At 70.2% G+C, this 13,178-nt stretch carries 13 protein-coding genes and 1 pseudogene; 6 read left to right on the top strand and 8 right to left on the bottom strand.

All coding sequences use genetic code 11. The features are described from left to right. Positions 1-16: 16 nt before the first annotated feature. The 4 genes from LRS04_RS16770 to LRS04_RS16755 all read right to left on the bottom strand — a co-directional run bounded on the left by LRS04_RS16770 (position 17) and on the right by LRS04_RS16755 (position 2,705). Entirely contained in the window at positions 17-466 is a 450-nt protein-coding gene (locus LRS04_RS16770; protein WP_257817323.1) for a hypothetical protein, read from the bottom strand. A gap of 77 nt (positions 467-543) precedes the next feature. Continuing rightward, positions 544-1,572: an HlyD family secretion protein gene (locus LRS04_RS16765; protein WP_257819163.1), complete on the bottom strand. Its 1,029-nt coding sequence runs from the start codon at positions 1,570-1,572 to the stop codon at positions 544-546. Between the two features lie 83 nt (positions 1,573-1,655). Further along, positions 1,656-1,832 carry a PaaI family thioesterase gene (locus tag LRS04_RS16760; RefSeq protein ID WP_257819162.1) on the bottom strand — a complete coding sequence of 59 codons (177 nt, stop codon included), beginning with the start codon at positions 1,830-1,832 and terminating at the stop codon, positions 1,656-1,658. Positions 1,833-2,108: 276 nt separating this feature from the next. Continuing rightward, on the bottom strand, positions 2,109-2,705 hold the full coding sequence (locus LRS04_RS16755) for a TetR/AcrR family transcriptional regulator (RefSeq protein WP_257817322.1): 597 nt from the start codon (positions 2,703-2,705) through the stop codon (positions 2,109-2,111). A 74-nt stretch (positions 2,706-2,779) separates the two neighbouring features. Between LRS04_RS16755 and LRS04_RS16750 the strand changes: the two genes are divergently transcribed. Together LRS04_RS16750 and LRS04_RS16745 are read left to right on the top strand one after the other, a co-directional pair. Beyond that, positions 2,780-4,366: a DHA2 family efflux MFS transporter permease subunit gene (locus tag LRS04_RS16750; protein WP_257819161.1), complete on the top strand. Its 1,587-nt coding sequence runs from the start codon at positions 2,780-2,782 to the stop codon at positions 4,364-4,366. A gap of 49 nt (positions 4,367-4,415) precedes the next feature. Continuing rightward, positions 4,416-5,252 (top strand): enoyl-CoA hydratase, encoded by an 837-nt coding sequence (locus LRS04_RS16745; RefSeq protein WP_257817321.1) that lies wholly within the window; start codon positions 4,416-4,418, stop codon positions 5,250-5,252. Here the strand turns inward: LRS04_RS16745 and LRS04_RS16740 are convergent. Continuing rightward, complete coding sequence (locus tag LRS04_RS16740) at positions 5,249-5,494, bottom strand: DUF6356 family protein (RefSeq protein ID WP_257817320.1); 246 nt, start codon at positions 5,492-5,494, stop codon at positions 5,249-5,251. The genes LRS04_RS16745 and LRS04_RS16740 overlap by 4 nt on opposite strands. A gap of 122 nt (positions 5,495-5,616) precedes the next feature. Here LRS04_RS16740 and LRS04_RS16735 point away from each other — a divergent pair. The 4 genes and pseudogenes from LRS04_RS16735 to LRS04_RS16720 all read left to right on the top strand — a co-directional run bounded on the left by LRS04_RS16735 (position 5,617) and on the right by LRS04_RS16720 (position 11,143). After that, positions 5,617-6,079 (top strand): annotated as a pseudogene (locus tag LRS04_RS16735) (Lrp/AsnC family transcriptional regulator). Positions 6,080-6,161: 82 nt separating this feature from the next. Then, positions 6,162-7,796, top strand: coding sequence for an AMP-binding protein (locus LRS04_RS16730; RefSeq protein ID WP_257817319.1), 1,635 nt, complete (start codon positions 6,162-6,164; stop codon positions 7,794-7,796). Positions 7,797-7,989: 193 nt separating this feature from the next. Beyond that, positions 7,990-9,585 (top strand): L-serine ammonia-lyase, encoded by a 1,596-nt coding sequence (locus LRS04_RS16725; RefSeq protein WP_257817318.1) that lies wholly within the window; start codon positions 7,990-7,992, stop codon positions 9,583-9,585. A gap of 10 nt (positions 9,586-9,595) precedes the next feature. Next, complete coding sequence (locus LRS04_RS16720; protein WP_257817317.1) at positions 9,596-11,143, top strand: hypothetical protein; 1,548 nt, start codon at positions 9,596-9,598, stop codon at positions 11,141-11,143. A gap of 12 nt (positions 11,144-11,155) precedes the next feature. Here the strand turns inward: LRS04_RS16720 and LRS04_RS16715 are convergent, their stop codons facing one another. From LRS04_RS16715 to LRS04_RS16705, 3 genes are read right to left on the bottom strand one after another with little or no spacing between them, the layout of a single operon-like run. Further along, a complete protein-coding gene (locus LRS04_RS16715; protein WP_257817316.1) occupies positions 11,156-12,475 on the bottom strand; it encodes a M20/M25/M40 family metallo-hydrolase in 1,320 nt (439 codons plus the stop codon). A gap of 19 nt (positions 12,476-12,494) precedes the next feature. After that, on the bottom strand, positions 12,495-12,884 hold the full coding sequence (locus LRS04_RS16710; RefSeq protein WP_257817315.1) for a helix-turn-helix domain-containing protein: 390 nt from the start codon (positions 12,882-12,884) through the stop codon (positions 12,495-12,497). A gap of 22 nt (positions 12,885-12,906) precedes the next feature. After that, positions 12,907-13,095 (bottom strand): hypothetical protein, encoded by a 189-nt coding sequence (locus LRS04_RS16705; protein WP_257817314.1) that lies wholly within the window; start codon positions 13,093-13,095, stop codon positions 12,907-12,909. Positions 13,096-13,178 lie beyond the last annotated feature (83 nt).

Genomic DNA, 13,178 nt, shown 5'->3' with positions numbered 1-13,178 from the left:
TCGCGCCTCGGTTGAATCATCGCATATCACGCTCGGCGGAGCGGAAGGCGTCGCGCTCGAAGGGCTCTCGCGCCTCGGGCGAGCGGCTCGTCAGGTCGTCGCCGCCCTGACGCTCGACGATATCGTAGAGGGCATGCGTCGAGGCCTCGGTGACGGGGTCGAGGCCCCGGTCACGGCTCGCATACCGGTAGGCCCCCCAGGCCAGCGCGCCGCCCAGGATCACCAGTCCGCCGACCATGTTGATGGTCATCCATCCGATGCCGGCCACGCCAGCCTCGCCCGCATCAAGCCCGTCGGAGGGATGGCCCAGCGCCTGGACGATCCCGTAGGCGGTCGTCAGCAGGAACCCCCAGAACACGGCCGCCGCCGCCCAGGCGGCCCAGAGGAAGGCCGTGACGCCCACGTCGCGGCGCCCGGCATCCCGGGAATAGGTGTCGTAACGGTCGTTGTCGGCCAGATTGGCCATGGTCGCGCCTCCAGAGCGTCCGCCGCCCGCGCGGCGTCGGAAGGGAGCAACCGTGGGCCCGCCGCGGCGGTTCCCGCTCAGGTCTTCCCGTCGAGCCGCACGGTGACCTTGGCCGAGAGGCCTGGCCGCAGGCGCTCCAGCCCGGGCTGGCCCGGATCGAAGCGAAGCCTGACGGGCACCCGCTGGACGATCTTGGTGAAGTTGCCGGTCCCCGGCTCGAACGGCAGCAGCGCGAATTCCGAGCCCGTGCCCGGCGCAAAGCTCTCCACCTGCGCCGTCAGGGTCACGCCCGGCAGGGCGTCGACCTTCACCTCGGCCGGCTGCCCCTTCAGCATCTTCGCCGTCTGGGTCTCCTTGAAGTTCGCCGTGATGTAGAGGTCGTTCAGCGGCGTCAGCACCAACAGGCGCGAGCCGGGCTGGACATAGTCGCCGAGGTTGGCCTGCCGGTCGCCGACCACCCCGGCAACAGGCGCACGGATTTCCGCGTGGGCGCGATCCTGGCCGGCCAGGTCCAGCGCCGCGGCCGCCTTGGCCCGGGCCGCCTGCGCCTGGGCGAGCGCCGCCTCGAGCTCGCCGCGGCGGCGCAGGGTGACATCGGCCTGGCTCCGGCTGACCGCCAGCGCCGCACGGCTACGGTCGGCGGCGGCCTCCGCGGCCAGGGCGTCGGCCTCCACGCGGTCGGCGTCGCGCCGGGGCGCGTAGCCCGTCTTCACCAGTACCTCGTAGCGGCGCCAGTCGGCCCGGGCGCGGACCGCCTCGGCGTCCGAGGCGCGGATGCCGGTCTCCGCCTCGCGCACGGACGCGGCGGCCAGCGCCGCCTCCGAGCCAAGGCGGGCCAGCGCCGCCTCCGCCGCGCGCACCTGCGCCTCGGCCATGGCGAGGTCGCCCTGGGCGGCCGCCACCCGGGCGGCGTATTCCTCGGGATCGATGCGGACCAGCACCTGGCCGGCGGCCACCGGCTGGTTGTCCGCCACCAGCACCTCGGCGACATGGCCGCGGATCCGTGGCGCCACCACCGTGGTGTCGGTCTTCACATAGGCGTTGTCGGTCGTGGCCGACGGCTTCGAGACCTGCAGCCAGCCGACGCCGGCCGCGGCGACCAGCACCGCCACGCCCGCCACCAGCACGCCGCGCGGCAGGCGCCGCTTCGGCTTCAGGGCCTGGGCGGCCTCGATGTGCGGCTCTGGCTTCACTTTTCGAACACCAGCAGGGTCGAGGTGGCCGTCGCATAGACCTTGCCCGCGGCGTCGGTCAGCCTGCCCTCGGCGAAGGCAGCGCGGCGGCCGAGCTGGATCACCCTTCCCTCCGCCTGGACCGGCCCGGTGTCCTTCGTGAGGGGCCGATGGTAGGCGACCTTGAGTTCCAGGGGTCGTATAGCCCTGGCCGGCCTTCAGCATGGAATGGACGGCGCAGCCCACGGCGGAGTCCAGCAGGGTGGCGGCATAGCCGCCGTGCACGGTGCCGATGGGATTGTAGACCCGCTCGTCCGGCGTTCCGCCGAACACCACCCGGCCCTCCTCCAGCTCCACCACCGTGAAGCCCAGCGTCCTGCCGATGCCGGGACCGCGCTCGGGGTGGGCTGCGTCGAAGACCGCGCGGAGCTGCTCCAGGCCGGTCATCTGGTCCTTCGGGGTGACGGCGTTCATTGCGGGGTCTCCGTGAGGCCGACGCGGGCCTTGATGCGGTTGCGGCTCTCGGCCAGCAGATCGCCGGCCAGCTTGTCGTCGGAGACCGCGCGGGCCAGCGACACCGCGCCCGCCATCTCGGCCAGCATCGAGGTCGCCAGGCCCTTGCGCTCGGCCTCGCGCCCATTGGGCAGCCAGGCGGCCAGCCGCTCGATCATCCCGTTCACGCCGGAATCGAAGGCCTTGCGCACCATCGCGCCCTGCCGCGGGAGATCCGACGCCAGCGCCGCCACCGGACAGCCGCGCTGCGGGTTGGCGCGGTGCTCCTCGGAGACATAGGCGTCGATGAAGGTGTTGAGCGCCGACGGGCCATCGAGCGTCTCGGTCATGCGCACGAAGCGCCGCCGGCTCTGCTCGAAGGCCTCGGTGACCGCCGCGGCGACCAGCGCCTCCTTGTTGGCGAAGTGGGCGTAGAAGCCGCCGTGCGTCAGGCCGACCTCGGCCATCAGCTCGGCGACGCTCACGCCGTCCGGCCCCTTGGACCTGACCATCCCGGCCGCGGCCTTCAGCACCTTCTTCCGGGTCTCTTCCTTGTGGGTGTCGCTATAGCGCATGCCGCGGCTCCGCTTTATATGACGTACATAATCCTACGACCTGGCCGACACAAGGGGCGGACCTTGACTGCAGCATCGTTCCCCGCCGCCGCGGCGCGCCCGCCTCGCCGGCCGCCCTGCCGGAAGGCCGCAAGCTTCTCATCTTCGGCCTCATGGCCTTCGGCCAGTTCATGGCGTTGCTCGACATCCAGATCGTCGCCGGCAGCCTGAACTCCATCCAGGCCGGTCTGAACGCCGGGCCCGACGAGATCGCCTGGGTGCAGACCGCCTACCTGATGGCCGAGATCGTGATGATCCCGCTGGCCGCCTTCCTCTCCCAGGCGATCTCCACCCGCTGGCTGTTCACGCTCTCCGCCGGGCTCTTCACCCTCTCCAGCCTGCTGTGCGGCCTGGCCTGGGACATCGAGTCGATGATCTTCTTCCGGGTCATCCAGGGCTTCACCGGCGGCGCCATGGTGCCCACGGTGTTCGCCACCGGCTTCGCCATGTTCGAGGGGCCGAAACGGGCGATGATCCCGGCGATCCTCGGCATGGTCTCGACGCTCGCCCCCACCCTCGGCCCAAGCGTCGGCGGCTGGGTCACGGAGGTCGCCGACTGGCGCTGGCTGTTCTTCATGAACATCGTCCCGGGCATCGCCGTCACCCTCGCCCTGCCTTTCCTCGGCAAGGTGGACGACGCCAACCCGTCCATGCTGCGCCGGATCGACTGGCTGCACGTGGCCTCGCTCGCGGTCTTCCTGGGCGGGCTGCAGTACGTGCTCGAGGAAGGCCCGCGCCACGAGTGGTTCCTGGACGAGCGGGTCGCCGTGGCCGGCTGGCTGTCGTTCGTCGCGGCGGTGGTCTTCTTCGAGCGGACCTTCTTCTCGTCCATGCCGGTGCTGAAGCTGACGCCGTTCCGGCGTCCGACCTTCGTCATGGCCTGCGTGCTGAACCTGGTGATCGGCTTCGGCCTCTACGCCGCCACCTATCTGACGCCGGTCTTCCTCGGCCGTGTGCGCGACTACACCAGCCTGCAGATCGGGGTGACCGTCTTCGTCACGGGCCTCGCCATGACCATCACCGCGCCGATCGCCGCCCGGCTCTCCACCCGGGTGGACGGCCGCTATGTGATCGCGGTGGGCTTCGCCGGTTTCGCCCTGGCGCTCTGGATGTTCTCGGGCATCACCGCCGAGTGGGGCTTCGCCGAGCTGTTCTGGCCGCAGGTGATCCGCGGCCTGGCCATCCTCCTGTGCATCGTGCCGGCGGTCGGCATGGCGCTGAACGGGGTCGCGCCGTCCGAGCTGCGGTACGCCTCGGGCCTGTTCAACCTGATGCGGAACCTCGGCGGGGCGATCGGCATCGCGGTGGTGAACACCTGGCTGCAGGACTTCACCCGCGCCCACACCCTGGCGCTCTCGTCCGCGCTCGGCGAGGCGCCGGACAAGGCCGCCGCCATGGTCCAGGGCCTGACCCAGAACGCGCTCGCCTGGACGCCCGACGCCTCCCGCGCGCTGGCGATCGCCCAGGCGCAGATGGGCCATGTCGTCGGCCGCCAGGCCGCAACGCTGGCCTTCGAGGACACCTTCCGCCTGATGGCCTGGCTGTTCCTGGCGGCCCTGCTGATCGTGCCCTTCGCCAAGCCGGCGCCCCAGACCCCGCCGCCCGAGGCCGCCGGACACTGAGGTGACAGCGTCCCGCCGCCGCGCTCTAGTCGCAGGCGGAGGAGCCGCCATGCCAGAGACGCCCGTCGCCTACGAGACGCCCGCCGAGCACGTCGCCCGGATCGTCCTGAACCGCCCGGAGGCGCGCAACGCCCAGGACACCGGCCTGCTCTACGCGCTGAACGACGCCTTCGACCGTGCGGCGCGCGACGACGCCACCAAGGTGATCATCCTGGCCGCCGTGGGCCCGCACTTCTCCTCGGGCCACGACCTCCGGGAAGGCGGCGAGATCGCCGAGCAGATGGCGCCCTTCGAGCCGGTGGGGACCTGGTGCGGCTTCGGCTGCGCGGGTGCGGAGGGCCGCATGGCCCGTGAGAAGGAGATCTACCTCGGCCTCTCCGAGCGCTGGCGCAACATCCCCAAGCCGACCATCGCCGCGGTGCAGGGCAAGTGCATCTCGGGCGGGCTGATGCTGGCCTGGCCCTGCGACCTGATCGTCGCCGCCGAGGACGCGCTCTTCTGCGACAACACCGTAGGCCTGGGCGTGGGCGGCGTGGAGTACTTCGCCCATCCCTGGGAGGTCGGGCCCCGGAAGGCCAAGGAGCTCCTGTTCACCGCCGACTGGCTGACCGCGCACGAGGCCAGGGCGCTCGGCATGGTCAATCAGGTGGTCCCCGCGGAGGAGCTTCAGGACCGCGTGCTGGACCTCGCGAAACGGATCGCCACGAAGCCGATGTTCGCGCTGAAGCTCGCCAAGGAGGCGGTGAACGCCGCGGAGGACGCGCAAGGGCGCGTCGGCGCCATGGGCACGGCGTTCGCGCTCCACCAGCTCGCCCACAGCCACAACATGCAGGTCCACGGTCGCCCCGTGGACCCGAGCGGCATCGCGCTTCCGAAGCGAGGCTAGACGCCCAGGCCGTCGCCGACCCAGCCGGTGAGGTCGAGCGGCGCACGGCGGCTCGACATCCGGGCGTGCAGCGCCTTCACCTTGCGGCTGGCGTAGTCCTCGAACATCCAGGGGAAGATCGCGTGCGTCAGGCAGGCCAGGCCCGCCGTCACGAGCTCCAGCCCGAAGCCGCCCGCGTGCACGGCGTGCTCCGTGTAGGTTTCGCCCACGGCGGTCGGGTGGTCGGTGAAGCGGTCGAGCATCTGGCCCCTCAGGAATCGGTCAGCCCGGGAATCATGCCGCCGAGCGGTGAGGAGATCATTATCTGCTTCCGCTATCTCAGACGCCCACTGTAGAATTCTGTTCTCCTTTCTAGGTGAGCAAGATGGACTTTGTTCTCGACGCCATCGACCGGCGCATCCTGCGCGAGCTGCAGGCCGACGCCACCACGCCCATCGCCGAGCTGGCGGAGCGGGCCGGCCTCTCCCAGACGCCATGCTGGAAGCGGGTGAAGCGGCTGACCGACGCCGGGATCATCACCGGCCGCGTCGCCCTGCTGGATCCGGACAAGCTCGGCCTCGGCCTGGCGGTCTTCGTCTCGGTCCGCACGAACCGCCACGACCAGGAGTGGCTCGACCTGTTCGCCGACGCGGCCTCGTCCATGCCGGAGGTGGTGGAGTTCTATCGGCTCTCCGGCGACACCGATTACCTCCCTGAAGGTGCGCGTGAAGGACATCGCCGCCTACGACGCCTTCTATCGCAAGCTGATCGCCCGCGTGCCCCTGGCCGACGTCAGCTCGGCCTTCGCCATGGAGCAGATCAAGTCGACGACGGCGCTCCCCGTCTGACCCCGCCTCCGCGGCGTTGACATACCGTCACGGCAAGCCGCCAACTTCCCAGAACAACGACAAGCACATGGGAGAAGCGGCGGTGACAGCGTGGACCTTCGCCGACGTCTGGGAAGCCATCGCCGCGGCCCAGCCGGACCGGCCGGCGCAGATCCAGGGCCCCCGCGTCCTCACCTGGGCCGACTTCGACGCCCGCGCCGACGCGCTGGCCGCCGACCTGATCGCCGCGGGCCTGGGCCGACAGGCCAAGGTCGCCGCCTTCCTGTTCAACGGCCCGGAGTACCTCGAGACCTATTTCGCGGCCTTCAAGGGCGGCTTCGCCCCGGTGAACACCAACTACCGCTACGGCCCCGAGGAGCTGGTCTACCTCTTCGACAACGCCGACGCCGAGGCGATCGTCTTCCATGCCGGCTTCGCCGAGGTCCTGGAGAGCGTCCGGCCGCGGCTGCCCAAGGTGAAGCGCTGGATCGCGGTCGCCGAGCCGGGCCATGCGGCGCCGGATTGGGCGGCCGACTATGAGGCCATCGTCGGCAAGGTCCCCGCCCAGCGGCCAGTGAAGGCGCCCTGGGGCCGCAGCGTCGACGACCTCCTGCTGCTCTACACCGGCGGCACCACCGGCATGCCCAAGGGCGTGATGTGGCGCCAGGACGACCTCTTCAACGTCATCGGCGCCGGCGGCAACGCGGCGCTCGGCCTCCTGCCCTGCGTCTCGGTGGAGGAGCTGATCGGCCGGATCACGGCGCCGGACCACCTCTTCCCGGTCAGCCTGGTCGCCTGCCCCCTGATGCACGGCACGGGCCAGTTCTCCGCCTTCATCGCCCTCAACCAGGGGGGCGCGGTGGCCACCCTGCCCTCGCGCAAGTTCGACGCCGTGGAGCTGTGGAACGAGGCCGAGCGGCTGAAGGCGACCGCCATCGTCCTGGTGGGCCTCGCCTTCTCCACCCCGATGCTGGAGGCGCTGGAGGCCAATCCCGGCCGCTGGGACCTCTCCAACATCCGCGCAATGAGCTCGTCGGGCTCCATGTGGAGCCAGGAGAACAAGCGCGGCCTGCTCAGCCACGTCACCAACGCCATCATCTACGACAGCCTGGGCTCGTCCGAGGCCGTCGGCCTGGGGGCGTCGGCCTCCGCGCCGGGCATGGAGGCCCAGACGGCGGCCTTCATGCTGGGCCCCAACTGCGCGGTGTTCACCGAGGAGGGGCGCCGCGTGGAGGCCGGCTCCGGCGAGCGCGGCATGGTGGCGGTCACGGGCTTCCTGCCGGCCGGCTACTACAAGGACCCCGAGAAGTCGGCGAAGACCTTCCGGGAGATCGAAGGGCAGCGCTGGAGCGTGCCCGGCGACTGGGCCGAGGTGAACGCCGACGGCTCCCTGAAGCTGCTCGGCCGGGGCTCGGTCTGCATCAACACCGGCGGCGAGAAGGTCTTCCCCGAGGAGGTCGAGGAGGCGCTGAAGACCCATCCCGACGTCCGCGACGCCGTCGTGGTGGGCGTCGCGGACCCCCGCTTCGGCGAGCGGATCTGCGCCGTGGTCGAGCCCGAGGGCGCGGCCGTCCCCGGCCTGCAGGAGCTGTCCGACCACGTCCGGTCGCAACTGGCCGGCTACAAGGTGCCGCGCGAACTGGTGCTCGTCGAGACCATCGGCCGGGCTCCGAACGGCAAGGTCGACTACAAGGGCGTGAAGGACCGCGCGCTCAAGGCCCTGGGCCAGCCGGTTTAGGCTCACTCGACCCGGGAAGCACCCCCCGCTGGCCTCGGGTCTTCACCCGATGCCCGCCCGCGACCCTCTTCTGAATACTTGGTTCCAAGGGGCGTGGCGGCGGCAGCCGCCGACACGCCATGGCCCCATAGCCTCGGGACGCGGAAGGCCGGCGCGCCTTCCCCGTAAAGGTGGGGTGAGAACCATGGATAGGATGATCGAAGACGTCGACGTCGTGACGGTTCCGGAGCTCGACGACCGCGAGCCGCCGCCGGGATCCGACCGCCGAGCCTTCATGGTGCGCAGCGCCATGGCGGTGGCCATCGGCGCGCTGACCGGCTGTGCGCCCCGGGACGTGTCCCAGATCTCGACGCCCGCGCCCGGCGGCAACGCGGGTCTGACGAAGCTCGACCCCAGCCTCGACGTGGTGAAGAAGTCCAAGGGTCCGGTGATGACCCTGATCGACGAGTTCTACAAGGTCGGCCCCGGCCCCTCCTCGTCCCACACCATCGGGCCGATGCGGATCACCTACGACTTCTACCAGCGGGCCGCCAAGCTGCCGGCCGAGCAGCAGAACCAGGCCGACAACCTGAAAGTCCACCTGTTCGGCAGCCTCAGCGCCACGGGCAAGGGTCACGGCACCGAGCGTGCGTGCCTGGCCGGCCTGATCGGCATGGAGCCGGCGACGACCGACCCCGCCTTCCTCGACGGGCTGGCGGCCAACCCGAACCAGACCTTCAAGGTGAAGGTGGGCAATAAGGAGATCCCGGTCTCCCTGAAGGACATCATCTACGACGCGCCGAAGGGCGACTTCCCGCACGCCAACACCATGACCTGCAAGCTGATGGCCGGCGACAAGGTGCTGCTGGAGCAGGAGTACTATTCGGTCGGCGGCGGCTTCATCGAGTGGAAGGGCTACCAGCCGCCGAAGAAGAACCCGCCCAAATATCCCTACGAGCGGATCAGCCAGGTCATCGAGTACTGCAAGAAGGACAACCTCTCCCTCGCCCAGTTCGCCCGCGCCAACGAGACGGCGATCTCCGGCAAGACCGATGCCGAGATCGACGCCTTCCTCGACAAGATCCTGGGCGCCATGGACGCGACGGTGAAGACCGGACTCGGCGCGCCGACCTCCACCCTGCCGGGACCGATCAAGCTCAAGACCAAGGCGCACGATGTCTATGAGAACGCCCAGAAGCAGGAAGGCACGGCGCGGCGCGCCATCGGCCTGGTCTCCGCCTACGCCCTGGCCGGCTCGGAGGAGAACGCCCGCGGCCACCTGGTGATCACGGCGCCGACCGGCGGCTCGGCCGGCGTCCTGCCGGCGGTGATCTACTCCCTCGGCCCAGAGGGCGCGAAGATGTCGAAGGACAAGCTCCGCGACGCCCTGCTGGCCGGAGCGATCGTCGGCTATCTCTGCAAGCACAACGCCACGCTGTCGGCCGCCGAGGGCGGCTGCCAGGCGGAGATCGGCGTGGCCTCCGCCATGGGCGCGGCGGCCATCGCCCAGGCCTATGGCGACAGCCCGCAGGTCGCGGCCAATGCGGCGGAGGGCGCCCTGGAGCACCACCTCGGCATGACTTGCGATCCAGTCGCCGGCTTCGTGCAGATCCCCTGCATCGAGCGCTGCGCCTTCGGGGCGGTCAAGGCCTGGACCGGCTACCTGATCGCCAAGAACGAGGTCCCGCTGAACCGGCGGGTGGACTTCGACTCGACGGTGGACGCCCTGGCGCTCACCGCCAAGGAGATGAACTCCAAGTACAAGGAGACGTCGGAAGGCGGCCTGGCCGTCTCCCTGACGCTCTGCTGAGGCCTCGCCGGTGTCGCGGACCGGCGAACAGCTCAGGCCCGGCACGCGCGACCGCCGTCGCGCGCGCCCCGGGCTCGGCCTCACGCTCGGCGCGTTCGGCACGCTGCTGGCGACCGGCGCCCACGCCCAGCCTGCGCCAGCCACGCCCGCCGAGCTGCAGGCCCAGGTGACGGCCCTGCAGGCGCAGCTCCGCGCCATGCAGGACCAGCAGAAGGCGCTGACCGAGAGCCTCGAGCGGCTGCAGCAGCAGATGGCCGCTCAGCCCGTGCCCACCGCGCCGCCCCCGGAGGCGCCGGCGCCGCCGCTGGTGGTCGCCACCGCGCCCGTGGCGCCGCCGCCCGACAGCTCGGTCGCCCAGCACTTGGCCGACCGCTACCAGGACGGCATCGTCATCTGGCAGACCGCCGGCGACGCCCAGGTCCCGTTCCTGTTGAAGTACAACATCAACAGCCAGGTCCGGTACCTCAACACCACCTCGGGCGACGAGACCTTCACCGACCACCTCGGCGCCGAGCGCGCGGTCAACCTGCGCAACGACATCACCGTCAACCGCACCATGTTTATCCTGGGCGGCTACATCTTCGATCCCAGGCTGCGCTACAGCACCACGGTGTGGACGTCGGCGGGGTCGAACTCCATCGTCATCGCCGGCACCATCGGCTGGAAGTTCAGCGACGCCTTCACCCTGACCGGCGGCTATACCGGCGTGCCCGGCAGCCGGTCGCTGGTGGACACCTTCCCGTTCTTCCAGTCCACCGACCGGACGATGGCCGACAACTTCTTCCGGCCGGGCTTTACCCAGGGGATCTGGGCCAAGGGCGATCTGCCCCACGACCTCCACTACCTGGCTTTCATCGGCAACGGGCTGAACACGCTCAACATCTCGGCGGCGAAGATCGACGAGAACCTGATGGCGGCCGGCAGCCTTTGGTGGGAGCCGCTCGGCGATTACGGCCCGCCCGGCAAGTCCCGCAACATGTACGATGACTACTACGCCACACCGGACCTCCGCATCCGCCTGGGCACGTCGTACACCTGGGCCCGGGAAGACCGCTTCTCTGACCTCGACCAGTCGAGCCCCGAGAACACCTCGATGCACAATTCGGACGGCGTGCTGACCTTCGCCACCGGGGCCTTCGCGCCGGGGGTGACCGTGGACAACGCCACCTACCGGATGTGGGCGATCGACGGGGGCCTGAAGAAGGCCGGGTGGTCGGTCAACGGGCAGTACTATTTCCGCTGGGTGGACGACTTCAAGGCGGACGGCCCCATCCCCATCCAGGAGATGTTCGACCACGGCTTCGAGCTGTCGGCGGCGGCCTTCATCATGCCGAAGACGCTGATGGCCTATGGCCGCGGCTCGCGGGTGTTCGGGGAGTTCCGGGACTCCTGGGAGGCGGCCGTCGGCCTGAAATGGTACGTCGTCCCCACCGAGCGCATGTGGCTGCAAGCCGAACTGATGCGGGTGGTCAACTCGCCCTACGGCGGGGTCTTCACGCCCTATACCGCGGGCCTGTCCGCGTGGGTGCCGATGGTTCAGGGCATCATCGCGTTCTGAGGCCGTGGCGGCCTAGCGCTTGCCGCGCGGCTCCTTGGAGAGCCGCGTCATCAGCAGCGCCGCGCGCTGGGCCTGGATGTCGAGGCTCTTCAGGTCCGCTGTCTCGCCCGGCGCGTGGCTGCCCTCCCCGGCCATGCCCAGGCCCACCAGGCCGTCGATGAACGCCACGAACGAGATGTCCCCCGCCCCGCGCCGCGCCGGGTCGCCCTGAGGCATCTCCGGCAGGCCGAGCGTCGCGTTGACCTCGTTGAGCTTGCGCAGGAGGGCCTTGTTGCCCTCGCTGGGCGCCATGGGCGGATAGCCGCCCTCGTCGAACCCCAGGGTGGCCTCGGCGTGCGGCAGCGGCCGGGCCACGATGGCCTTCATCTTGGCCCGGACCCGCGCCTCCTGTTCGTTGGAAAGGGTGCGGATGTCGCCCAGCGCGATCGCCTCGCCGGAGACGATGTTGGTCTTGCCGATGGCGGAGACGCCGCTGTCACCCTCGCTGGCCTTCGTCACGGCGCCGCCGGCGATCATGCCCACGTTCACCGTGGCGTTGGGCTCGGGCAGCTCCTTGCGGAACGCCTCAATGATCCGGCCAAGCTCGTAGTTCGCCCCGCAGCCCATGGTCTCGGTGCAGACGCCGGACGAGTGGCCGGACTTCGCCTTCACCCGGATCTTCCATGAGTTGGACGAGCGTCGCGCGATGGAGCCGATGTCCCGGCCGTTCTCCCGGGACAGTCCCTCGAAGTCGAGCGCCACGTCGCTGGCCCGCGCGGCGTCGATCAGGTCGCGCCGGGAGACCGAGATCGGGCTGCCGGCGTTCTCCTCGTCCCCGGTCAGGACGACGGTGATGTCGGCGTCCTTCAGCGTGCCGGCGGCCTTCATGGCCCGAAGCGCCGCCACGATGATCACGTCGCCGCCCTTCATGTCGCCGACGCCAGGCCCCTCGGCGGTGTCGCCGTCGCGCTTCCAGCCCTGGAACGGGCTGTCGGGCTCGAAGACCGTGTCCAGGTGGCCGATCAGCAGCATCCGCTTGCCGCGGCCGTTGCCCTTGTGGGTGGCGATCAGGTGGCCGGCGCGGCCGGTCTCCGCCATCGGGATCCAGCGCACCTCGAAGCCAAGTTGTTCGAACTCGGGCCGCAGCATGCGGCCCACCTCCTCGACGCCCTTCAGGTTCATCGTCCCGGAGTTGACCCGCACGAGCCGCTCCAGCAGCGCGACGTTCCGTTCATGCTCGGCCTTCACCGTGGCGATCATCTTCGCCTCGGCAGGCGTCGGCGGCGCGGCCACTGCGGGCGCAGCCGTCAGCAGCCCCGCGGCCAGGAAGAGGACGCGAAGGAACGGACGCATGGACGACTCCTGAGGGGGATCAGCTCGGCTGCTTGTCGCCGAGCGTGCGCACGAAGTCCACGAGGGCCGAGCGCGGCGGCCCCTTCGGCAGATGCGCATAGGCCTTGAGCAGTTCCAGCGCGCCCGGCTCCGCCAGCAGGGCCGCGACCTCGTCGATGGCGCCGCTCGCCGGACCGACCTCGCCGAACATCTCGGAGACCGGCGCGCCGAGCGTACGGGCGATCCGGGACAGCATCGAGGCGCTGACGCGGTTGGCGCCGCGCTCGTACTTCTGGATCTGCTGGAAGGTCACGCCGGCGGCCTCCGCCAGCGCCTGCTGCGACAGGCCACGGACCTTGCGCAGGAGACGGATGCGCGCGCCGACGGCGATATCGACAGGATCGGCAAGAGCCTCGGACTTACGGGCCATGGTTACGCTATCGTCCTCTCGTCTAGTGCGGCGGGGCGCCGTCCGAGATCAGATAGACTGCCTCGGCCACCGCCATACCCACTGCGCGACGCAACGGCCCAAGCGCCGGCGTCTCACGCTCGAGGGCGATCAGTTCCTCTTCGTAGGCCGCGAGGACATCGACGAGTTCCTGAGCGAGTTCCCTCGCACGCTCAATGTCGGTCCGGACCATAACTGGAACCACGCCCCTTCAAGCTTACAGTCGCGCTTACACGTTTCGCGGGCTGTCGCGAAGCCATAACCGCCCACAGGTAG

Source organism: Phenylobacterium sp. J367, assembly GCF_024699985.1.
Lineage (GTDB): Bacteria > Pseudomonadota > Alphaproteobacteria > Caulobacterales > Caulobacteraceae > Phenylobacterium.
Note: the sequence above shows the minus strand (reverse complement) of the source record. Positions and strands in the feature narration are given on the sequence as shown.

Bases quoted from the DNA above. Each gene is read 5' to 3' on its own strand.
- LRS04_RS16705 (WP_257817314.1), bottom strand. From the start codon at position 13,095: ATGGTCCGGACCGACATTGAGCGTGCGAGGGAACTCGCTCAGGAACTC.
- LRS04_RS16710 (WP_257817315.1), bottom strand. From the start codon at position 12,884: ATGGCCCGTAAGTCCGAGGCTCTTGCCGATCCTGTCGATATCGCCGTC.
- LRS04_RS16755 (WP_257817322.1), bottom strand. From the start codon at position 2,705: ATGCGCTATAGCGACACCCACAAGGAAGAGACCCGGAAGAAGGTGCTG.
- LRS04_RS16770 (WP_257817323.1), bottom strand. From the start codon at position 466: ATGGCCAATCTGGCCGACAACGACCGTTACGACACCTATTCCCGGGAT.
- LRS04_RS16740 (WP_257817320.1), bottom strand. From the start codon at position 5,494: ATGCTCGACCGCTTCACCGACCACCCGACCGCCGTGGGCGAAACCTAC.
- LRS04_RS16745 (WP_257817321.1), top strand. From the start codon at position 4,416: ATGCCAGAGACGCCCGTCGCCTACGAGACGCCCGCCGAGCACGTCGCC.
- LRS04_RS16715 (WP_257817316.1), bottom strand. From the start codon at position 12,475: ATGCGTCCGTTCCTTCGCGTCCTCTTCCTGGCCGCGGGGCTGCTGACG.
- LRS04_RS16725 (WP_257817318.1), top strand. From the start codon at position 7,990: ATGATCGAAGACGTCGACGTCGTGACGGTTCCGGAGCTCGACGACCGC.